20 protein-coding genes and 1 pseudogene are annotated in these 21,328 nt (G+C 41.1%); 14 read left to right on the top strand and 7 right to left on the bottom strand.

Annotated features, from left to right (window positions below; translation table 11 throughout):
• Positions 1-14: 14 nt before the first annotated feature.
• Genes HC723_RS12775 through HC723_RS12765 form a run of 3 tightly spaced genes read right to left on the bottom strand, consistent with a single transcriptional unit; the run spans position 15 to position 2,785 of the window.
• Positions 15-485: a DUF494 family protein gene (locus HC723_RS12775; protein WP_153448047.1), complete on the bottom strand. Its 471-nt coding sequence runs from the start codon at positions 483-485 to the stop codon at positions 15-17.
• Between the two features lie 24 nt (positions 486-509).
• Positions 510-1,652, bottom strand: coding sequence for a DNA-processing protein DprA (gene dprA / locus HC723_RS12770; protein ID WP_190339367.1), 1,143 nt, complete (start codon positions 1,650-1,652; stop codon positions 510-512).
• On the bottom strand, positions 1,652-2,785 hold the full coding sequence (locus HC723_RS12765; RefSeq protein ID WP_190339372.1) for a LysM peptidoglycan-binding domain-containing protein: 1,134 nt from the start codon (positions 2,783-2,785) through the stop codon (positions 1,652-1,654). The genes dprA and HC723_RS12765 overlap by 1 nt, the downstream gene beginning before the upstream one ends.
• Before the next feature lie 143 nt (positions 2,786-2,928).
• On the opposite strand from HC723_RS12765, the gene def reads away from it, so the two are divergent.
• The 5 genes from def (at position 2,929) to HC723_RS12740 (ending at position 8,737) form a co-directional block, all read left to right on the top strand.
• Positions 2,929-3,444 carry a peptide deformylase gene (gene def, locus HC723_RS12760; RefSeq protein ID WP_153448049.1) on the top strand — a complete coding sequence of 172 codons (516 nt, stop codon included), beginning with the start codon at positions 2,929-2,931 and terminating at the stop codon, positions 3,442-3,444.
• Between the two features lie 35 nt (positions 3,445-3,479).
• Entirely contained in the window at positions 3,480-4,463 is a 984-nt protein-coding gene (fmt, locus tag HC723_RS12755; RefSeq protein WP_190339366.1) for a methionyl-tRNA formyltransferase, read from the top strand.
• An 89-nt stretch (positions 4,464-4,552) separates the two neighbouring features.
• The gene (gene rsmB, locus HC723_RS12750; RefSeq protein ID WP_153448051.1) at positions 4,553-5,830 is read left to right on the top strand and encodes a 16S rRNA (cytosine(967)-C(5))-methyltransferase RsmB; all 1,278 of its coding nucleotides are present in this window, start codon (positions 4,553-4,555) and stop codon (positions 5,828-5,830) included.
• A 66-nt stretch (positions 5,831-5,896) separates the two neighbouring features.
• Complete coding sequence (gene trkA / locus HC723_RS12745) at positions 5,897-7,273, top strand: Trk system potassium transporter TrkA (RefSeq protein ID WP_190339365.1); 1,377 nt, start codon at positions 5,897-5,899, stop codon at positions 7,271-7,273.
• An 18-nt stretch (positions 7,274-7,291) separates the two neighbouring features.
• On the top strand, positions 7,292-8,737 hold the full coding sequence (locus HC723_RS12740; RefSeq protein ID WP_190339364.1) for a TrkH family potassium uptake protein: 1,446 nt from the start codon (positions 7,292-7,294) through the stop codon (positions 8,735-8,737).
• A gap of 83 nt (positions 8,738-8,820) precedes the next feature.
• On the opposite strand, the gene trhA is transcribed toward HC723_RS12740, so the two are convergent.
• Together trhA and HC723_RS12730 are read right to left on the bottom strand one after the other, a co-directional pair.
• Positions 8,821-9,465: a PAQR family membrane homeostasis protein TrhA gene (gene trhA / locus HC723_RS12735; protein WP_190339363.1), complete on the bottom strand. Its 645-nt coding sequence runs from the start codon at positions 9,463-9,465 to the stop codon at positions 8,821-8,823.
• Between the two features lie 147 nt (positions 9,466-9,612).
• Positions 9,613-10,398 carry a sporulation protein gene (locus HC723_RS12730; protein WP_153448055.1) on the bottom strand — a complete coding sequence of 262 codons (786 nt, stop codon included), beginning with the start codon at positions 10,396-10,398 and terminating at the stop codon, positions 9,613-9,615.
• Positions 10,399-10,589: 191 nt separating this feature from the next.
• Here HC723_RS12730 and HC723_RS17730 point away from each other — a divergent pair, with 191 nt between their 5' ends.
• From HC723_RS17730 to HC723_RS12710, 5 genes are all read left to right on the top strand, one after another.
• Complete coding sequence (locus tag HC723_RS17730) at positions 10,590-10,715, top strand: hypothetical protein (protein ID WP_267904233.1); 126 nt, start codon at positions 10,590-10,592, stop codon at positions 10,713-10,715.
• A gap of 169 nt (positions 10,716-10,884) precedes the next feature.
• Positions 10,885-11,151 (top strand): YihD family protein, encoded by a 267-nt coding sequence (locus tag HC723_RS12725; RefSeq protein ID WP_153448056.1) that lies wholly within the window; start codon positions 10,885-10,887, stop codon positions 11,149-11,151.
• Positions 11,152-11,455: 304 nt separating this feature from the next.
• Positions 11,456-12,841: a cytochrome c oxidase accessory protein CcoG gene (gene ccoG, locus HC723_RS12720; RefSeq protein ID WP_153448057.1), complete on the top strand. Its 1,386-nt coding sequence runs from the start codon at positions 11,456-11,458 to the stop codon at positions 12,839-12,841.
• A 70-nt stretch (positions 12,842-12,911) separates the two neighbouring features.
• Complete coding sequence (locus HC723_RS12715) at positions 12,912-13,919, top strand: serine/threonine protein kinase (protein WP_153448058.1); 1,008 nt, start codon at positions 12,912-12,914, stop codon at positions 13,917-13,919.
• 46 nt (positions 13,920-13,965) lie between these two features.
• The gene (locus tag HC723_RS12710) at positions 13,966-14,565 is read left to right on the top strand and encodes a thiol:disulfide interchange protein DsbA/DsbL (protein WP_153448059.1); all 600 of its coding nucleotides are present in this window, start codon (positions 13,966-13,968) and stop codon (positions 14,563-14,565) included.
• Positions 14,566-14,859: 294 nt separating this feature from the next.
• Here HC723_RS12710 and HC723_RS12705 read toward each other — a convergent pair.
• A pseudogene (locus tag HC723_RS12705) lies at positions 14,860-15,537 on the bottom strand (ATP-binding protein); the annotation flags it as partial.
• 161 nt (positions 15,538-15,698) lie between these two features.
• On the opposite strand from HC723_RS12705, the gene HC723_RS12700 reads away from it, so the two are divergent.
• Genes HC723_RS12700 through HC723_RS12685 form a run of 4 tightly spaced genes read left to right on the top strand, consistent with a single transcriptional unit; the run spans position 15,699 to position 20,272 of the window.
• Positions 15,699-16,361 (top strand): TnsA endonuclease N-terminal domain-containing protein, encoded by a 663-nt coding sequence (locus tag HC723_RS12700; protein WP_190339362.1) that lies wholly within the window; start codon positions 15,699-15,701, stop codon positions 16,359-16,361.
• Positions 16,354-18,279 carry a Mu transposase C-terminal domain-containing protein gene (locus tag HC723_RS12695; protein ID WP_190339361.1) on the top strand — a complete coding sequence of 642 codons (1,926 nt, stop codon included), beginning with the start codon at positions 16,354-16,356 and terminating at the stop codon, positions 18,277-18,279. The genes HC723_RS12700 and HC723_RS12695 overlap by 8 nt, the downstream gene beginning before the upstream one ends.
• Before the next feature lie 44 nt (positions 18,280-18,323).
• On the top strand, positions 18,324-19,172 hold the full coding sequence (locus HC723_RS12690) for a TniB family NTP-binding protein (RefSeq protein WP_203218771.1): 849 nt from the start codon (positions 18,324-18,326) through the stop codon (positions 19,170-19,172).
• Positions 19,130-20,272 carry a TniQ family protein gene (locus tag HC723_RS12685; RefSeq protein ID WP_190339359.1) on the top strand — a complete coding sequence of 381 codons (1,143 nt, stop codon included), beginning with the start codon at positions 19,130-19,132 and terminating at the stop codon, positions 20,270-20,272. The genes HC723_RS12690 and HC723_RS12685 overlap by 43 nt, the downstream gene beginning before the upstream one ends.
• Positions 20,273-21,210: 938 nt before the next feature.
• On the opposite strand, the gene HC723_RS12680 is transcribed toward HC723_RS12685, so the two are convergent.
• Positions 21,211-21,328, bottom strand: a 118-nt coding sequence (locus tag HC723_RS12680; RefSeq protein ID WP_190338159.1) for an IS3 family transposase, incomplete at its 5' end; no start/stop codon positions are given.

The following is a 21,328-nucleotide window of genomic DNA, read 5'->3' as shown; positions in this document are numbered from 1 at the left end:
CATGAATGAAGAGTTTAATGAAGAACACCTTGTTCAGAAGATGCCAGTAGTTCTTCCATTTGCGTGTACGCACTTTCATTACCGGGTACGTTAAACAACACCATTAAGATCACCCACTTCAGGTCATCTAAAATAAATTCTTGCGTCTCTAACCCCATCACCCGATCGATAACCATTTCACGCGTTTCTGTGGTTAACACTTTGACTTGCTCGAGGAACAAGATAAAGCCTCGGCAAATAACATCAATACGTAACATTTCTTCAGGCGTGTAAATACGGATCGATAACGCTGAACTAGTAGCGATTTTCGCGCCATCTGCTTGCTGCAGTGCCGCTAAGCCCTCTAACCAATGTAGCGCTTTATAAATTTCTTGTTGGTGAAACCCTGCGCGTAGTAACTCATCTTCAAGTTCATCTTGATCGATAGTTAAGTCTGCATCGCTATGAATATAGGTTTCAAACAAATACATCAGAATGTCCATCATAGCTTTACCCTCCGCTTACAGAACTTATTTGGGTCTACTATTAAGGATATAACCCCCAGGGACAGATGCAACATAACCACTCAATTCGAGCTCCAGTATTTGCATCATCACTTCGTGTACTGGTATATGGGTCCTTTGAGCCAAAATATCAACTGGGGTTGGTTCATTTCCTACGTTAGCTAACAGTTCGGCAAATGGCAATGATCCGCTGAGAGTATTTTCGCAGGAGCTTTCCTTTTCAATCTCAAAAGCAAAGCTTGGTTGCGTCGGGGTCGTTATGATAGATGACCGGTCTAGTTGTGGTTGGATTTCATCAATAATATCTTGCGCTGAACACACTAAACTCGCGCCCTGTTGGATCAATCCATTACTGCCAGCGTGACCGGCTTGATAAATCGATCCTGGTAAGGCAAACACCTCTCGATTTTGCTCTAACGCATAACGAGCAGTGATAAGCGAACCACTACGCTCCGCCGCCTCCACCACTAACACCCCAAATGATAAACCGCTGACAATACGGTTACGACGAGGAAAGTATTCAGCGCGAGGCTTGGTATCAGGCCGAAACTCTGACACCAAAGCGCCTTCGGATTCTAAAATGCGTTGCGCTAAACCTTTATGACGCGCGGGATAGATTTGGTCAACACCAGAACCCAGCACCGCAACCGTCTCTCCCTTGGCTTGCAATGCACCATCGTGAGCATGACCATCAATGCCTAATGCTAAGCCACTGGTCACCGTCAAGCCATGCTCAGCTAATTGGTACCCAAACTCACGCGCAGCGCGCAAGCCATCCATACTGGCATTACGACTACCAACCATTGCGATTTGTGGATGAATTAACGCATCAATATTACCTTTGACGAATAATACCGGCGGGTGAGAGGACATTTGTAGCAATAACGGAGGGTAAGTCTGATCAAGCGGAGTGATAATATGATTACCTTGCGCTTGATACCAAGTGAGGCAAGCATCAACCTCGGGGTGAGATTGCTGTTGAATAAATTGGATTTGAGCGGGCTTTAATTTTAAATTTTGTAATTCGAGCGTATTGTACGCCACAATATTCTCTGGTGAATCTATCCTCAATAGGCGAGACAAACTGACCCCGCCTAATTGAGGTGTAAAACTTAAAATCAACCATGCTGCCAGTTGAGATTCAGTCATTACGATGGATCGTTAACCGTTGTATCATCATTATTTTTATTCACTATCGGTAATGCAGACGGATCATTGGCAGCAGGCGAAACCGCAATGCTATCTTCTTTGATAGGCTCATCACTTTGAGTAATTAACGCCAAACTAAATTTAGCATAAGGACGAATAACCACCATTTCACCTATGGTCACAGGCGGTAAATCAATGCGCTTACCACTATTAAAGAGCTTACCATCTTCATAGTAATACTCACCTTTTTTGCCATATACCACCGAGCCAAATTTAGCCAAATTGAACATGCTACCTTGCACTAAGCCATCATCACTGCCGCGGTCAATGATCACAACTTGATTGACAGACATAAAGGCATGGTTATCCATTGAACCTTTAACGTTAGCCACTAAACCCACAGGGGCTGGTGTTGGCTCAAATACAGTCGATAGAGTTAAATCCTCACCAAAAACTGGCAATGCAATATCATTAAGCTTTATTTCTTGATACTGCTTAGTCACTTGCAAACCGCTGTACTTAGCTGATTTTTCTTTTAATTCAGCGTCTGCCACAATGCGCAAAGAGAAGGCACTCGCTTTTACATCATCACCACTACGATCATATTCTTCCACGATGCGATAGATAGACCATTTTTCATTGGTGGCACTAGCATCGATATAAATACGCTCATTGGCACTTAAGAACTTACGCCCCTCACTGGTGCCTAGCACTCGGGTGGCAACTTGCTTATCGTCTTCCGTTAATAATTGATCAGACTTTAAATAAGGAACAACGAGCCCATCTTTTAAGGCAGAAATAGCAACTTTGTCTTGTTTGCGTACTTGAGGGCCAATTTTTTTCATTGGTTTTAAGCTTAATAACGGCTGACCATTCACCCAAGTCAGAGTCAATTTGTCACCAGGGTAAATCAAGTGAGGGTTATTAATATCTGGATTGACTTGCCACAATCTTGGCCACAACCATGGACTATCTAAAAATAACTCGGAAATATCCCATAAAGTATCCCCTTTTTTCACAGTGTAAGTTTGTGGTGCCCCTTCTTTTAATGACAGCGGTTTTTGGGTGGTTGTGGCGGCAACCACAGAGAAGCTAACCACGATAAAAGCAAATAATTGAAGTATAAAACGCATAGTTTTTGGCATGACCCTTCTTTCCTTGGTCGAAATATTGTCCCTTAATGTCATTCGATGCTGTCATTTAGCTTGTAAAATGTCTAGAATTGCACCCATAAGGTTTAAGCTGTTTTCGGCACAGTTCAATATTTCGAGTGTATATGTCAGTATTACAAGTGTTAACATTCCCAGATGATCGCCTTCGCACCGTTGCGAAGCCGGTTGAAAAAGTCACCCCAGAGCTGCAAACGTTCATCGATGACATGATTGAAACCATGTATGTTGAAGAGGGTATCGGCCTTGCGGCAACTCAAGTTGATTTTCATCAGCGTATTGTGGTGATCGATGTTTCTGATGAACGCGATCAACCTATGGTGCTTATCAATCCAGAAATTATCGCCAAAAGCGGTGACGATGGCATTGAAGAAGGCTGCCTATCGGTTCCTGGCGCGCGCGGTTTAGTGCCACGCTCGGCGGAAGTCACGGTAAAAGCATTAAATCGCGAAGGTGAAGAATTCACTTTTGAAGCTGATGATTTATTAGCGATTTGTGTTCAACATGAACTTGACCATTTAAAAGGTAAGTTATTTGTTGATTATCTCTCGCCATTAAAGCGTAAGCGTATTCAAGATAAGCTCACTAAAATAAAACGCTTTAACGAGAAACAAGATAAGTAACCACAGCACGACCAATTAATAAAAGGAACACTAGCTTGAGTCAGTCTTTAAGAATTGTCTTTGCAGGTACTCCGGATTTCGCCGCCCGTCACTTGGCGGCGTTGTTGTCTTCGGAGCATGAGATTATTGCGGTTTATACCCAGCCAGATCGCCCAGCCGGTCGTGGTAAAAAACTAACGGCCAGCCCAGTAAAATCGCTCGCGCTAGAGCATGATATTACAGTGCTGCAACCAGAAAACTTTAAATCTGATGATGCCAAGCAACAACTAAAAGATCTCAATGCCGATTTAATGGTCGTAGTCGCTTATGGCTTATTGCTCCCTCAAGTGGTGTTAGATACCCCACGTTTAGGTTGCATTAACGTCCATGGTTCTATTTTGCCACGTTGGCGCGGTGCGGCTCCAATCCAGCGTTCTATTTGGGCTGGTGATGAGCAAACCGGCGTGACCATTATGCAAATGGATCTTGGCCTCGATACTGGCGATATGCTGTCCGTTGCCACTTTGCCAATTGAAGATACCGATACCAGTGCTTCCATGTACGACAAGTTAGCTCAGTTAGGGCCAACCGCCTTAATAGATTGCTTAAGCGATATTGCTACTGGTCAAATTTCGCCAATAAAACAAAATGATGAGCACGCAAATTACGCTAAAAAACTCAGTAAAGAAGAAGCCAAAATTAACTGGCATGATGATGCTGAGCATATTGAGCGTTGCGTGCGTGCTTTTAACCCTTGGCCTATGAGTTTTTTTTCTATTGAAGAGAATGATAGTAAAGAAAATCAAGTCAAACAGCACAACATCAAGGTGTGGCAATCGCGAGTTACTGCATCAAGCGCAAATAGTCAGCACACACCAGGACAAATTATCCAAGCGGATAAAACCGGTATCTATATCGCCACAGCTAACGATGTGCTGATTTTAGAGCAACTGCAAGTGCCGGGTAAAAAAGCGATGTCAGTACAAGATATTCTTAACTCCCGAGCCAGTTGGTTTGAAGTTGGCTCACAGCTTTGTTGATTTGAACGATCAATAATGACATTTACTTAGGCGTGCTCAAAGCTATTGCGCAGCCTTCTACTCTTTTTCTATAAATTTCGGTATATCTCATGAATGTTCGCGCAGCTGCTGCTAATGCTCTATTTCAAGTTGTCGATAAAGGCCACTCACTTTCACACGCGTTACCTGCCGCTCAAAAAACCATTAAGCCGCGTGATCATGCTCTGCTACAAGAAATTTGTTACGGCGCACTACGCTACCTACCGCGTTTAGAGTCAATCGCCAATGAATTGATGGATAAACCATTAACCGGCAAAAAGCGCGTTTTCCACCACCTTATTTTGGTCGGAATTTATCAGCTTAGCTTTATGCGTATTCCTTCTCACGCCGCAGTTGCTGAAACAGTTGAAGCAACAAAAACTCTACGCGGTCCAAGCTTAAGTGGTTTAATCAATGCAGTGTTACGCAGTTATTTACGCGATCAAGAAGCGTTAGATGAAAAAGCCGTCAGCCACAATGCGGGTAAATATGGTCACCCAGGTTGGTTATTGAAATTACTGCAAGAAAGCTACCCACAACAATGGGAGCAGCTAATTGAAGCCAACAACAGCAAAGCGCCAATGTGGTTACGCGTCAACCGCAAGCACCATACGCGTGAGCAATACCTTGAACTGCTTGATAGCGAAGCGATTGAATACACCCTTCACTCTGAAGCAGATGATGCCATCAAACTGGCCTCACCTTGTGATGTCACTTTACTGCCAGGCTTTAGCCAAGGTTGGGTATCAGTACAAGATGCCGCCGCTCAATTATCAGTTAACTTCTTACAACCTCAAGATGGTGAGCTGATCTTAGATTGTTGCGCCGCACCAGGTGGTAAAACTGCGCATATTCTCGAGCATACTGAAAATACCGAAGTAGTGGCGATTGATTGCGACGTCAACCGCTTAGATCGCGTTTACGATAACCTGCAACGTCTGCAGTTACGTGCCGATGTAATTTGTGGCGATGCACGCTATCCCGAAGAGTGGTGGAGCGGCAATAAATTTGACCGTATCTTACTTGATGCTCCTTGTTCGGCGACCGGCGTTATTCGTCGTCACCCTGATATTAAATGGTTGCGTCGCGCCACCGATATTGAAGCATTGGCCGAATTACAAAGTGAAATATTTGATGCAATGTGGCGTCAACTTAAAGTCGGTGGCACCTTAGTGTATGCCACTTGCTCAATCACCCCACAAGAAAACTGTCAGCAAGTGAGTGCCTTCTTACAGCGCACCAGTGATGCGCAGTTAATTGGCTCGGAGGTTGAGAATCCAGGCCGTCAAATTCTACCGGGTGAAGAAGATATGGATGGCTTCTATTACGCGGTATTGCGCAAAGCATAAGCTTATCGCTAACAATTGATATTGATACGAGCTCAAGGTTGAGCGCAAAACAGGTAAACGCACGTTATGAAAATCATTATTCTTGGAGCTGGCCAAGTAGGCGGCACTTTAGCTGAAAACTTAGTAGGCGAAAATAACGACATCACTGTGGTCGATCGCAATACCGATCGCCTGCGTGAGCTGCAAGATAAATACGACTTACGTGTAGTTAATGGTTATGCCAGCCACCCCGATACTTTGCGCGAAGCTGGGGCGCAAGATGCCGATATGTTGGTCGCCGTCACCAACTCTGACGAAACCAATATGGCGGCTTGCCAAGTGGCGTTTACCTTATTTAATACCCCAAGCCGAATTGCTCGTATTCGTTCGCCAGAATATCTAGCCGAAAAAGATACCTTATTCCAATCAGGTGCAATTCCTGTTGATCATTTAATCGCACCGGAAGAGTTAGTGACCAGTTATATTGAACGTTTAATTCAATATCCCGGCGCTTTGCAAGTGGTCAGTTTTGCTGACAGCAAGGTAAGCTTAGTGGCGGTAAAAGCTTATTACGGTGGGCCATTGGTGGGTAACGCATTATCAGCACTACGTGAACACATGCCACACATTGATACTCGCGTGGCGGCTATTTTCCGTCAAGGTCGTCCTATTCGTCCACAAGGCACCACCATTATTGAAGCCGATGATGAAGTATTCTTTGTGGCGGCCAGTAATCATATCCGCGCAGTGATGAGTGAACTGCAACGACTGGAGAAAAACTACCGCCGTATTATGATTGTCGGGGGCGGTAATATCGGTTCTAGCCTGGCTAAACGTTTAGAAAAAGATTACAGCGTCAAACTGATCGAGCGCAGTTATCAGCGCGCAGAACAGCTATCAGAAGAGCTTGAAAATACCATCGTATTTTGTGGTGATGCTGCCGATCAAGAATTACTTAATGAAGAAAACATCGATCAAGTGGATGTGTTTATTGCGCTCACCAATGAAGATGAAACCAATATCATGTCGGCAATGCTGGCCAAACGCTTAGGTGCCAAGAAAGTGATGGTGCTTATCCAGCGCAGTGCTTATGTCGACTTAGTGCAAGGAGGCGTGATTGATGTGGCGATTTCACCACAACAAGCCACCATTTCTGCACTCTTAACCCATGTACGTCGCGCCGATATTGTTAATGTCTCGTCTCTACGCCGCGGTGCAGCCGAAGCGATTGAAGCGATTGCTCATGGTGATGAAACCACCTCAAAAGTAGTGGGCAAAGCCATCAGTGATATCAAATTGCCACCGGGTACCACCATTGGCGCTATCGTTCGTGGCGAAGAAGTCTTAATTGCCCATGACCGGACCATGATAGAACAAGATGATCATGTGGTGATGTTCTTAGTGGATAAAAAATACGTGTCCGATGTGGAAAGATTGTTCCAACCTAGTCCATTCTTTTTATAACAAGGCCTGAACTATACCGTGGTTAATTATCGCCCAATATTATTTGTACTCGGACTGGTGCTCTCCAAAATAGCCTTATTTATGTACATTCCAACCTTAATGGCCTTTTTTACCGGAACCGATGGTTTCATTGAATTTGGCCAAGCGGTGATCATTACTCATCTAGTCTCTCTGTTGCTACTTTCTTTAGGTCGTACCGCCAACTTTCGACTTGGGGTACGTGATATGTTTTTACTCACCACCTTAGTCTGGACCATTGCCAGCGCCTTTGCTGCGCTGCCTTTTGTCTTTATTAACCATATCAGTTTCACCGATGCTTATTTTGAAACCATGTCAGGCATTACCACCACCGGCTCTACGGTATTGAGTGGCCTAGATGATATGGCGCCAAGCATTTTATTATGGCGCTCAACTCTGCAATGGTTAGGTGGTGTCGGATTTATTGTCATGGCGGTGGCTATTTTACCAATGCTCAATGTCGGTGGGATGAAACTGTTCCAAACTGAATCTTCTGATTGGTCGGATAAAAGCAGCCCCAGAGCAAAAAACGTCGCCAAAAATATTGTGCAAGTTTATGTCATTCTCACTTTTCTTTGCATCTTGGGCTTTTGGTATACAGGAATGGGATGGTTTGATGCCATCAACCATGCCTTCACTACCCTTTCGACTGGTGGCTATGCCACTCACGATAGTTCAATGAATAATTTCTCGCATGGCACTCATTGGGTAGCATCATTATTTATGTTCTTAGGTGGGTTACCATTTTTATTATTTATCACCGCCTTACGCAAAAGAAACCCCAAAGCCTTATTGATGGATGCCCAAGTACGAGGTTTTGCTTATTTGGTACTCACTTCTAGCTTAATCGTCGCGATTTGGATGACGCTTAAAGATCACTACAGTTTTATCGATGCAATACGAGTGGCAACGTTTAATATTATCTCGGTGGTAACCACCACTGGATTTGGTTTAGATGACTTTACCCACTGGGGAGCATTACCTTCTGTAGTGTTTGCTTTTGTGATGATCGTTGGTGCTTGCTCGGGCTCTACCGCAGGTGGGATCAAAATCTTCCGCTTCCAAATTGCCGCCACCTTATTAAACAAACAAATGATGCGTTTAATCCATCCTTCAGGGGTGTTTGTTCAACGCTATAATCAACGCCCAGTTAATGATGATATCGTACGTTCAGTGGTGGCATTTGTTTTAACCTTCTTGTTTACCATTATTTTTATTGCTGGGTGTTTAAGCGCATTGGGGCTTGATCCGATCACCAGTATTACTGGTTCAATGACGGCTGTAGCGAATGTCGGACCTGGCATGGGACCCATCATTGGCCCAAGTGGTAACTTTTCAACCTTACCGGATGCAGCAAAATGGTTATTAAGCTTTGGTATGTTGATGGGGCGTTTGGAGATTTTGACGGTGTTAGTACTGTTTTTCCCCGCTTTCTGGCGCACTTAGCTTTCCATCTTTAATATACCCATCTTTAACTATATCCACCTTACTTGAAACTGCCGCTTTGCTGACTACATTCATTCAGCGAGCTAAACCGGCTGCACATAAAAATAGATACTGATGAAATGACACACGCAACCTGCTAGTACAAATAAGTGCCAAATAGCATGGTTATACGGAATACGATTATTGGCATAAAAAATCACCCCAAGCGAATACAAAGCCCCGCCCGCCACCAGCCAAATGGTGGCGCCAATATCCAAATGAGTCACCAGTTGATAAATCACCACCAAAGATAACCAGCCCATCACTAGGTAACTGATCAAAGAAAAAGATTCAAACCGATAGACAAACATTAACTTCATGATCACGCCAAGTAGCGCAATTACCCAAATCACTGCCATCAAACCATAAGCGAGATCGGTTCTCAGCCCAACTAACAAGAATGGGGTATAACTGCCAGCAATAAGTAGATAAATAGCACTGTGATCAAAGGTTTTAAGCCAACGTTTGGCGGGAAGATATTCTATTGAATGGTATAAGGTAGAAGCTAAAAATAGCAAAATCACACTAGAGGCATAAATACTCATACTCACGAAGGTAAGCGTATCTGCATGAAAATGTGAAGCTTTTTGTAGCAGTAACACTAAGGCTGCCAAGCCAAATATCACTCCTAGGCCATGACTGAGACTATTGGCGAGTTCTTCTTGTTTGGAATATTCTAATGCTTGCATGCTACCCACCTTAACTAACAACATAATATAGGTCAGTATTCTCACACATTCAGCTTACAGGTGTAAGCTAAATGTGTCATTTTTTAATCATGCTGGTGGTTTGGTGATATTAATCTCCATCATTAGATCAACCACTAATAACGATTATTAGGTAGTTTGGTCTAAAAATGCCAACACTTTTGCCCCCGCCTCTTCTGGTGGCGTATCGGCGGATAATGTCATTTCGCGCTTAAGTTTGTTACTGCCAATAAAACTGGATAGCATACCGCCTAAACCTTGTTTTTGACGATCAACATCCAGCCAGATTTTTAATTCATTTTCATCGCGATAAGTCACAATCTCTAATTCACGCCACCGACCATGAAACTCACCATGTACAGGCACAAATTCAAACTCTTGTACAAACGGTAATTCAAAACCTTTAACGAATTCACACTCCACTTGGCGAATTCGTAGCCCTGCATTTTCGAGTGCGGTAAAGATACTATCTTCAAGCGGATCCGGGCGAATCGTCACTTCATCTTTATCGGTGGGATCGCTTGCCATCGCAATATCTAAGCCTGTTTCCAACCAAACTTTTGCATCACCCAGCGTGACCGGCGTATTCCAAGGTATATCTAACTCAACAGGGAACACTCGCTCTTGATGCGGTTCAATCGAAAAGGAATATGGTAGAGACCAAGATGCCAACACATGGGTCGCTGGCACAGTAGAATGACTGACTTCCTGACCTTCTTTGGTTTTCATTGGCTTGCGATAACGACAACATAATTTAAGATCAATATTGTCAATCGCCTGCTCTGTCGCACCACCATAGACATAAACATCTAACATCAGTTTTTGACCCGGAAAAGCGGCATCTTGTTTGAGTACCGTATCGACTTTGGCCGAACCAATCCCAAATGTGGCTAAGGTTTTCTTAAAAAAAGACATCTTCCCTCCTTGTCATTTTTCAAATTCATGTCAAATTTTTATCTATTGACTAAATTGTAATCGCTAATCGAATAATACACGTTTATACTTATCAACAGTCGAAAACTTGTTCGATGTCGAATAATTTAAAGTCATCAAGATTGGATCTGATGGTTTGTGGCCATGGATGTGCATTTTATAGGTAGTTATTTATGCGCCCAGTAGCAACTCGTGCTTATTCTTGTCATGGTTCAGCTTCTCGTCGTCGCCAATGTTTTGTGGCAGCGCCAGTAAGCAAAAAAACAGAGACTCCAGCTAAAAATAAGACCGAGCAATAAACACTAAGTTCATTAACCTGAACTTTATCGAATTAGCGTAGCATTCATTTCAATGCTGCGCTTTTTATTGCCACTAAAAATATCGCCCATCCAAGTAGAAAAACCACTTCGCCTTATCATAATAATTGCTATCATAGCGAACACCCTGAATTTTTCTGTGGAGAAACCCATGAAATGCCATCGCGTTAACGAACTAATTGAATTATTACACCCAGAGTGGCAAAAAGATCCCGATCTTAACTTGATTGAATTTATTACAAAGCTTTGCCAAGAAGCGGGCTACACCGGCCCTCTACAAGATCTGACTGATGACGTATTGATTTACCACCTTAAAATGCGCAACAGCACTAAAGATGAAATGATCCCAGGCCTTGCTAAAGACCAAGAAGATGATTTTAAAACTGCCTTATTAAAAGCTCGCGGTATTATTAAATAATAACCTCGTCTTACTTCTCGCAGCATGTTCACTAAAAAGAATTCGAACCGGATTTAGCTCGCGACTCTCGTTGAAAAAAGCCAAGTTTATCGACTTGGCTTTTTTGTTACCTCTATGTAATATTTGTGTTGAAAGCTTGAACCGCATAGCGACTTAAGATCACTAGCTCTTGTATACTGTGGCACACAACCGTGGATATTAAGATTTAATACCCCTTCGATTTAATATTGGATCTATTTTGATAGATCCTTAAATTTCTGGCATTACACTAAAAACGCATCAAGCTAGGTAACAAGGAAGTCGCATGAGCCAAGATAAAATTGATGTCAAAATCATTACCCCCCAAACCAATCGTGATGCTAACGGTAAAATTTACGTGCGCAAAAGCCAAGGGGTATTTCAAAAAATGCGCCGCTATGGGGGGTGGTTTTTACTGGTATTATTTGCCGCGATCCCGTGGATATCTTATAACGGTCAGCAAGCGATTTTATTTGATCTTGCTAAGCAACAATTTCAATTTTTTGGCTCGACTTTCTTCCCGCAAGACCTGACCTTACTTGCCATCATTTTTATGATCTCTGCCTTTGGCTTATTCTTCTTAACCACCTTTCTAGGTCGGGTGTGGTGTGGCTACTTGTGTCCGCAAACCGTATGGACCTTTATGTATATTTGGTTTGAAGAAAAGCTTGAAGGCCCGGCCAATAAACGCCGTAAACAAGACAACAACAAATACTCTAAAAATTTATTGTTACGTAAAACCATTAAACATATTGCATGGTGGATAATAGCCATTCTCACCGGTATCACTTTTGTGGCCTATTTTGTGCCGGTTAAAACGTTAACCGTTGAGTTCGTCACCTTTGAACTAAACTTTTGGCCTGCTTTTTGGGTTTGGTTTTTCGCCGCTTGTACTTATGGTAATGCAGGCTGGATGCGCTCCATTATGTGTTTGCACATGTGTCCCTATGCGCGTTTTCAATCGGCGATGTTTGATAAAGACACCTTTATTGTTGGTTACGATACTAAACGCGGCGAAACCCGAGGCCCACGCTCACGTAAAGCTGAAATCAAACCTGCCGGTTTAGGTGACTGTATTGATTGTAATTTGTGCGTACAAGTATGCCCGACTGGAATCGATATCCGTAACGGTTTGCAGTACGAATGTATCAACTGTGGCGCTTGCATCGATGCTTGTGACCAAACTATGGATCGCATGGGTTATGAAAAGGGCCTAATCAGCTATACCACCGAACACAAGTTAGCAGGCAATAAAACCAAGGTGATGCGGCCAAAGCTGATTGGTTATGGTATTGCATTAACCTTGATGATGGCGTTATTTGTTACTCAAGTGGTGGGAGTCGATCCGGTTAATATGAGTGTATTACGCGATCGTAGCCAGATGTATCGAGTTGATAACAGTGGTTGGATTGAAAATACATATACTCTGAAAATATTAAATAAAACTCAACAACGCCAAACCTATCATATTGATGTAAAAGGGCTGACCAATGTGAAATGGTATGGTTCGCAAAAAATCACCGTGCCACCTGGCGAGCTGATTAGCCAGCCGATCAGTTTGGCAGTCAGCCCAGACGAATTGAATTCACCTATTATTAAATTTGAGTTTATACTGACCGACAGTGAACAATTTAGCTTACCTGTCGAGAGTCGCTTCATTAAAAAGCTCTAGGGGCTTCTATCATTAGCAGCGACAGAGAATATATCAACAAGGAAGGGCTTAGCAATAAGTCCTTTATTTTATGTCACAGTCTCATGCTTCACCGGATGCACCCTTGTTTAACTTTGAATCTTTAACTCCTGATCTGATGTGGTACGCCCTTGAAAGTATTGGCGTGCGAGCTGAGTCAGGGTTATTGGCACTCAATAGCTATGAAAACCGCGTCTATCAATTTGTTGATGAAGATAAAAAACGCTTTGTGGTGAAGTTTTATCGTCCACAACGTTGGTCGGATGCTCAGATCTTAGAAGAACATCAATTTAGCCAAGATTTGATGGAGCACGATATTCCCGTAGTCGCGCCATGCAAAATTAATGGTCATACGCTACACCACTACAAAGGGTACAGTTTTGTGCTATTTCCTAGCGTAGGTGGGCGTCAATTTGAGGTTGATAACTTAGATCAAAGCGAATGGGTCGGTCGATTTTTAGGCCGGATCCATCAAGTGGCTAAAGCCAAACCTTTTATTCAGCGTCCAAGTATGAGTTTGGATGAATATTTATATCAACCACGCCAATTACTAAGTAACAGCAGCTTTATTCCATCTTATTTAGAAAAGAGTTTTTTTCATGATCTCGACGTATTGATCGCGCAACTCGAACAACAGTGGGAAACACCTAGTGACATAATTCGCCTGCATGGTGATTGCCACCCGGGTAATATACTATGGCGCGATGGTCCAATGTTTGTTGATTTGGATGACGCTAGAAATGGTCCTGCGATACAAGATATCTGGATGCTGCTTAATGGCGACCGAGCGGATAAAACCATGCAACTCGATGTCATATTAGAAGCGTATTCCGAATATTGCGACTTTGATAACCGTCAGCTGAAATTAATTGAGCCCTTACGAGGTCTTAGAATGGTGCATTACATAGCTTGGTTGGCAAAACGTTGGCAAGATCCGGCTTTTCCAATTGCTTTTCCATGGTTTAACGATGCAAAATACTGGGAAAACCAAGTGCTCGGCTTTAAGGAACAAATCGCAGCACTGCAAGAACCGACAATATCGCTCACTCCACAATGGTAAGCGTACTTATTTATCAATATTTCTATTAAATGGAGTTCATGATCTCATGAAGAAAATATTTACCCTTGTTGCGGCTTTAATGCTGAGCTTTACCGTTAATGCTGCCAGCTTTAAAGAAGGCGATAACTATAAAGTTTTAGATACTGCCCACTCATCGTCACCGACAGTCACTGAGTTTTTCTCTTTCTATTGCCCACACTGTAATGCATTCGAGCCGATCATTGGTCAACTAAAGAAGCATGTAGAAGGTCGCGCTGAATTCCAAAAAATGTCGGTATCTTTTATGGGGGGCAATATGGGGCAAGCCATGAGTAAAGGTTACGCTACCATGGTCTCTCTAGGGGTTGACGATAAACTGGTTCCATTGATGTTTAATCGTATCCATGTACAAAATAACGCCCCTCGCAATGAGGCGGAATTACGTCAATTTTTCCTAGATAATGGCATTGCAGCTAAAGACTTCGATGGTACGTTTAACAGTTTCGCTATCGACTCTATGGTTCGTCGTTACGATAAATCATTTACCGATGCCGGCTTAAGCGGTGTACCTGCCATCATTGTGAATGGTAAATATTTGGTTGAACTTAAAAACTTCCAAAATGTAGACCAAGCTTTTGACTTAATTGATTACTTATTGAAAAAATAATCCATTAAAGATCACGGTTAATTCAACAAAAACGGGCGGCTTAATTGTGGCCCGTTTTTTGTTGTTCTAGGGGCAGTTGATCTTTCGTGATTAAATTTTGTTCGAGATAAAAGGCTTTTAGCCGAACCCTTCGGGCTGCGTTTGTTGGTCTTTTCTACTTCGTCATCGGCTTTTCGTGTAGCCAGCTACACCACAAAGCCTCTTCCTTGTATAAAAAACCAACAATTAGCAGCAAAAACAACCACGAAAGATCAACAGCCCCTAATACCAGGTCACTTCAAATATGCTTTGGCATCACACCGCCTGCGCACTTAACTGTTTCAGCAACCTATCCATATTGCGATAACCTAATGCTTCGGCCAAATGAGATTTATCGATCGCCTCACAACCCGATAAATCCGCAATGGTACGTGCGACCTTCAAAATGCGGTGATAAGCCCGCACCGATAACCCCAGTTGATGTAAAGCATGCTCTAAAAACTCAGCGTCTGGTTTTTCTAATCCGCAATAATGCTCAATTTCGCGACTGCCTAATAAAGCATTTACCTTACCGCTGCGTTTTAACATAACTTGACGCGCTTGCCACACTCGCTGCTTAATCACTTCAGTGGGTTCACCACGATCGCCACCTTGAGACAAAGTGCCTTTTGGCAATGATGGGATCTCTATCGACATATCAAAGCGATCCAACAAAGGCCCAGATAAACGACTTAAATAGCGTAAGATCAACTGTGGATTCGTGCGTGATTGCGATCCTTCATAATAACCGGTTGGGCTTGGATTTAGCGCCCCAACCAATTGAAAGCGAGCAGGAAAACGGGTTTTACCGGCCGCACGCGAGATAATAATTTCACCGGATTCTAGTGGCTCACGCAGCGAGTCGAGCACTTTGCGATCAAACTCCGGCATCTCATCTAAAAAAAGCAAGCCATTGTGAGCTAAGGATATTTCGCCCGGCCTTGGGATCGAACCGCTGTGAAAGTTACAAATAGATGTCATACTTAATAAAAATGAGAATGGCAAAATAGCCTATTGACTATGTTTATTACTCTTAATGAATACTAATAAATGGCACTACAGATACCAATACGTGTCAATTAATTTAATCCGATACAAATAAGCATCTAATTATTATGAAAACAAAAAAAACATTTCAACAAGTTAGAAAAATAAATCCTACACGACTTAGCGTGTCAGGTCATTTGCCATTTAAAAATGGCACAAGTCTTCCTTATGAATCAACTTTGGAACGAGACTTTTTGATTTACTTCACCTATCTTCCATCAGTTGAAGAAATCATATCTCAACCAACTCGTATCCCATTTATTAAAAATGGGGTTAGTTATACCTATACCCCTGATTTTTTCATTCGTTTTAATGATGGAAGAAAGTCAATGTTGGTTGAAGTTAAACCAAAATCAAAGTGGCAAAAACATTGGCATGACTGGAAAGAAAAATGGAAATCAGCGATCTCCTTTTGTAAGCAGAATGAGTTCGTGTTCCACATCTATGACGAAGACAGAATTCACCATTTTGCGCTATTAAACATCAACTCAATTCAGCGCTACAAACGATTGCAGTATGAACAAGCAGATATAGATGCCATTTTATTCCAAGTTAAATTAATGGGTAACACCACTATTGATTACCTACTATCTCGATTTTTTACAGGTTCTCTCTATCAAGCAAAGGGCTTACAAATTATTTACCACCTGCTCGCAACCAAACAGCTAACTTGCAATTGGTTTGATCCGCTAAACGAGTTCACCGAAGTCTGGAGCTATGACTATGAATGATAAATCACTTGAAAATGGCATTATAGAACAACGCGAACATGGGCGATTACAACGTGGACGAATTGTTTTACAAAAAGGAAATATCTATCTTCATCGTGAAGATGGACAGCAATATGAACTTGTTGAATATTTAGATGAGCACTCTCAAGTAATGATTCGTAATCTCCACACTCGTAAAAGCAAAGTCGCCAGCATTTATCAATTAGAAAATATGAAAATTAATGAGCGTGAAGATATCTCTGTTGATTTAAGTGCTATTAGTAATGAATACTGGGAAAAAGCTTTGAAGAAATATGAAGCTCTAAAGCCTTTATTAAATGCTGAACAATACAACCCCACGGCTGTAAAGCAACGAGCAAATACTGTCGGTGTCAGTAGTCGAACTCTGTATCGCTGGTTGCAAGCATATAATTCGATAGGTTCGATTGTTGGTCTAATAGACCAAAAGCGTGGATGGCAAACAGGTAGTTCTCGTTTAGATGAAAAACAAGAAAAGTTAATGTCTCAAGTATTCAATAACTTTTACTTGCACAAACAACGTCCAACGATAGAACAAACCATTAGAGAAACACAACGCATCGCTAATATAGAAGGCATTAGTTGCCCTAGTCGACGAACTATCCGTAACCGCATTTTGCAAATATCTGAACATGAGCGACTGAGTAAACGAGGGCAACGAGAAAAAGCGAAAAATAAATTTGTCCCTAAACCGAACTCATTTCCGGATGCTGACTATCCGTTGAGTGTTATCCAAATTGATCATACTCCCGTCGATCTAATCATTGTTGATAACGAGTATAGAAAACCCATAGGCAGACCATTTCTAACTTTAGCAATGGATATTAATACTCGCATGATCACTGGGTATTATTTATCACTTGATGCACCTTCGGTTACATCCGTTGCTATGTGTATTGCCCGTAGTATTTTACCGAAAGAAAAACTGCTGCTAAACCACGATATAAAAGGGGAATGGAATGTCTTTGGCTATCCCAATAAAATACATGTGGATAATGGTTCAGATTTCCGTTCTTTAGACCTAGCAAAGTCCTGTGAAGCTCATGGTATCGCATTAGAGTTTCGTCCAGTAGGTCGACCTGAATTTGGAGGACATATTGAACGAGTTATCGGTACATTTATGAAAGAAGTTCACAGTTTAGCTGGTACGACTTTCTCTAATGTAAAAGAAAAAGATAATTATAATTCTGAGGCAGAAGCCGTTATAACCTTAGATGAATTTGAAAGATGGTTTATTAATTTTATTGTCAATGTATACCATAAACGCACTCATTCAACTTTAAACATGTCTCCAGTACAAAAATGGAGCTTGGGCATATTTGGAGATGAAAACCACACGGGCTGTGGGTACCCACAAATGCCAGTGGATGAGCAAACTCTATTATTAGACTTCTTACCAAGAATGAGTCGCACTATCCAACATAATGGAGTCACCATTGATGGTTTACGTTATTACGACTCTGCTTTAAATATGTATATCAATGATTCAGATGAAACAGGGAAAAATAAAAAATTTATTTTTAGGCGTGACCCAAGAAACATCAGTCGTATTTGGTTTTATGATCCCAATCTAAAACGTTACTTTCCAATCCCTTTTGCAAACCAAGCATTACCTGATATGAGTATTTGGGAGTACAAACAAGTTCGACAATATATGTCTAATCAAGGTAAAGACTTCAAGCATGAACAACAAGTATTAGACTCTTTAACAGAAATGCGTGAACTCGTTGTTCAATCCGCACAGCGTACAAAAAAAGCTCGAAGACAAGCTCAACGTAAAAAATGTCACAACAAAAGTCAGTCAAACATCTACACAACTCCTCAAGCAATTGAACCAACGTTAGAGGCCAGTGAACTACTTTTCAATGTCAATGAATTCGGTTTAGGGGATATTGAATAATGGGATCGTTATACACACACATTCACGATAAGTTTATCCACTTAATGACTTCATCTAATGAAGAACGCATCGCTTTTTTAGATGAACCCCGTTGGGTGGGTTACAACATAGCAAAAGAGATCACAGAGAATCTTGTATCTTTAATGAACAAACCAAAACGACCAAGAATGTTTAATCTCTTGCTGATTGGTGATTCAAATAATGGCAAGACTACACTAATTAGGCATTTTTATGATTTATACGGCCAATCTTATGTAGATAGTCAATCTGATGGTGTTCGTCCTATTATCCTCGCAGAAGCCCCTCCAAGCGCAAACGAGAAAGAACTCTACATCTCATTACTTGAACGATTTTATGTTCCTTATAAGCCAACAGATAGCGTTGTTATGCTTAGGTATCAAACAATCCATTTATTTAAAGAGTATAAAGTGAAAATGCTCATCATTGATGAATTTCATTCATTACTTGTTGGCACGCCTCGCTTGCAACGTCAGGTGATGAACGCTATCAAAATGTTATGTAATGAATTGCAGATCCCAATAGTCGGAGTGGGTACTCGTGATGCTGTTCGTGTATTGCATACAGATCCTCAACACGCTAGTCGCTTTGATGTGGCTGAATTGCCAATTTGGAAACTTAACAGTGAATTCCAACAATTATTGTTCCATTTCCAAAGTGTACTACCATTAAAAGAATGCTCAAATTTACAAGACCCTATACTAGCAACTAAGATTCACACAATTTCCGGTGGAAATTTGGGAAATATACATCGATTATTAACGGCTTGTGCTACTGATGCAATAATGAGTGGCACAGAGAAAATAACACTTGATATCATAGAGAAAAACTCGTGGGTACAACCAACGCAAGGTCTACGAAAAGTTATAGGATAAGAAAAAACACGATAAAAACACAAGTTCACCCTAATGAAAGCATTAGTTCGTGGTTTATCCGTGCTGCACTAGACTGTGGTACAAAGCCATTAACTTTTACCGGTTTCTATTGGGATAAGTACCGCTTATGGACATATGATTTAGATCGTGGACTTGAACGAATTGACCCAAATATTTATATCGACATTACTATTTTATCTCTAAATAGTTCGGTAAAACTGCAAAAGCAATGTTTACTTTCCATTTTAGATAAGGTTAATGACAAAAGTAGCTCCTTTCAAAGTAACACCAAATGGATTATCCCTAGAGGTTCACGTAATCGCACCCATAATATAGGGCAATATTATTGCCCTTATTGTTTAGCAGAAGCGCCATACTTACATAATGAATGGCGATTGGCATGGAATTTTGGTTGCCTAAAACACGGTGTACTACTCAACAACAAATGTATGACGTGTGGTAGTTTATATCAACCACATCACCTGTCACCTCCGCATACATCTATTGATTATTGTCACAATTGTAATACCTCATTAACCTCGTTATATTCCAAAGAGTTAAATCAACCTCAAGTAATCGCTCTAAAAACTATTGATACTGTTTTTAAAACCAACACTGGCTATGGTTTAGGACAGCATATTAACTCTGATACTTATTTTTCTATATTACGGTACTTCATTAATCTACTTCGACGGGCTGCACAAGTAAATTCAACTCACGCTATAGCCAAATTCGTAACTCAATTAGGCATCAATTCTACAGAAGTATGTATCCCTAAAACAGGGCTTTCTTTTGAGTTACTACCACTAAAAGAAAGGGAAAACTTAATAATAAATGCCGTCTCAATTATGAATCTAAGACAAGCCACATTGATTAATGCAATACGGAAAAGTCAGATAACAAAAAAAGCATTCGCCTTTGAACATTATCCAGAAGAGCTGATAACAATAATAAAATATGCGTTAGTTGGTAAGTCAGTCCCCAATAAAAGACCTGTTATAAAAAAGAACACACAATCTATCCGCATGCTTAGTAGAAAATGGGAGTGCCTAAAACGACAATTAAAAATTGAGAATGATGAAAAAAACTATCGAACTTAAACCTAAGTTAAGTAATTGTGTTGTTTGCGAAAAGCTATCAAAAATCACACGAAGGTATGACGGTGAACCTTATTGTGGTAATTGTTACCCTCAGTGGTTTCCCAAAAAAACGTGTAAACAATGTCAATTAATGAAGCGTATTCATCTGAGAAGTAACATCTGTGTAAGCTGTGAAAAATTAACTGATTGTGTTCATTGTTGCAAAAAGTCAGGTTCTTTTAAGATAGGTAAAATGACAAGCTATGGAGCTGTTTGTAACTCTTGCTATATCTATTTTCGTGAAAAAAAATCATGTTTTGAATGTAACAAACTTTCTCATAGTGTTAGTCGTTCACCATTAGCTGAACATAACGAACTTCTATGTATTTCATGTTTTCGTAAATATGGTTTTGCTACCTGCTCAAATTGTGGGCGATACCGTAAGGTGCATAATAAAGAAAAGCGTTTATGTAAAAAATGTGATACATCGTTATTATCCATTTGCCCGAAATGTGAAAATGAAATGCCATCGGGCTATGGCTCTATATGTTCAACTTGTTCAAAAAGGCAGTCATTGTTTCGCTTACTTCAAAGTAACTGCAAATCATTTTCATCAAAAGAAATACAGACCAGTTATAAGCGTTTTATTTTTTGGTATTTGAATAAATCCGGTTTGGATGCAACACTTTACAAGTCACAAAACCACTTTCCTTTTTTTATTACTTGCTATAAAAATTGGAACACAATTCCTAGTTATGAAAAGCTTGTTATTCATTTCAAACCTAACGGCTTACGCCGATATCTAACAGTATTACGTTGGTTGCAAGATACCGATCAGATATTTATTGATGGTAACTTAAAAACAGAAATAGCAGAGAGCAACAGAATTAAGTCTTTGTTTAATAAACTACCAAAAAAACCACAATGCATTATCAGTTATTATGATCACTTTATTCTGGTCAAGCCCAATAGGACACCTGACTTTGTAATTTTTCATAGTCGATTGGCGTTAAATCACCAAGCGTAGTATGCAACCTTTCATGGTTGTAATACCGGATATATTCTTCAACATCTTCT

It is taken from the genome of Vibrio sp. S11_S32, from assembly GCF_014694465.1.
In the GTDB taxonomy this organism is placed as follows: Bacteria; Pseudomonadota; Gammaproteobacteria; order Enterobacterales; family Vibrionaceae; genus Vibrio; species Vibrio algicola.
The sequence above is the reverse complement of the archived record's forward strand: the minus strand, read 5'-3'. Positions and strand labels throughout refer to the sequence as shown.

What these genes read in the sequence shown, in the direction of transcription:
- HC723_RS12775 (WP_153448047.1), bottom strand. Translation starts at nt 485, where the DNA reads ATGATGGACATTCTGATGTATTTGTTTGAAACCTATATTCATAGCGAT.
- dprA (WP_190339367.1), bottom strand. Translation starts at nt 1,652, where the DNA reads ATGACTGAATCTCAACTGGCAGCATGGTTGATTTTAAGTTTTACACCT.
- HC723_RS12765 (WP_190339372.1), bottom strand. Translation starts at nt 2,785, where the DNA reads ATGCGTTTTATACTTCAATTATTTGCTTTTATCGTGGTTAGCTTCTCT.
- def (WP_153448049.1), top strand. Translation starts at nt 2,929, where the DNA reads ATGTCAGTATTACAAGTGTTAACATTCCCAGATGATCGCCTTCGCACC.
- rsmB (WP_153448051.1), top strand. Translation starts at nt 4,553, where the DNA reads ATGAATGTTCGCGCAGCTGCTGCTAATGCTCTATTTCAAGTTGTCGAT.
- trkA (WP_190339365.1), top strand. Translation starts at nt 5,897, where the DNA reads ATGAAAATCATTATTCTTGGAGCTGGCCAAGTAGGCGGCACTTTAGCT.
- trhA (WP_190339363.1), bottom strand. Translation starts at nt 9,465, where the DNA reads ATGCAAGCATTAGAATATTCCAAACAAGAAGAACTCGCCAATAGTCTC.
- HC723_RS12730 (WP_153448055.1), bottom strand. Translation starts at nt 10,398, where the DNA reads ATGTCTTTTTTTAAGAAAACCTTAGCCACATTTGGGATTGGTTCGGCC.
- HC723_RS17730 (WP_267904233.1), top strand. Translation starts at nt 10,590, where the DNA reads ATGCGCCCAGTAGCAACTCGTGCTTATTCTTGTCATGGTTCAGCTTCT.
- HC723_RS12725 (WP_153448056.1), top strand. Translation starts at nt 10,885, where the DNA reads ATGAAATGCCATCGCGTTAACGAACTAATTGAATTATTACACCCAGAG.
- ccoG (WP_153448057.1), top strand. Translation starts at nt 11,456, where the DNA reads ATGAGCCAAGATAAAATTGATGTCAAAATCATTACCCCCCAAACCAAT.
- HC723_RS12715 (WP_153448058.1), top strand. Translation starts at nt 12,912, where the DNA reads ATGTCACAGTCTCATGCTTCACCGGATGCACCCTTGTTTAACTTTGAA.
- HC723_RS12710 (WP_153448059.1), top strand. Translation starts at nt 13,966, where the DNA reads ATGAAGAAAATATTTACCCTTGTTGCGGCTTTAATGCTGAGCTTTACC.
- HC723_RS12700 (WP_190339362.1), top strand. Translation starts at nt 15,699, where the DNA reads ATGAAAACAAAAAAAACATTTCAACAAGTTAGAAAAATAAATCCTACA.
- HC723_RS12695 (WP_190339361.1), top strand. Translation starts at nt 16,354, where the DNA reads ATGAATGATAAATCACTTGAAAATGGCATTATAGAACAACGCGAACAT.
- HC723_RS12690 (WP_203218771.1), top strand. Translation starts at nt 18,324, where the DNA reads ATGACTTCATCTAATGAAGAACGCATCGCTTTTTTAGATGAACCCCGT.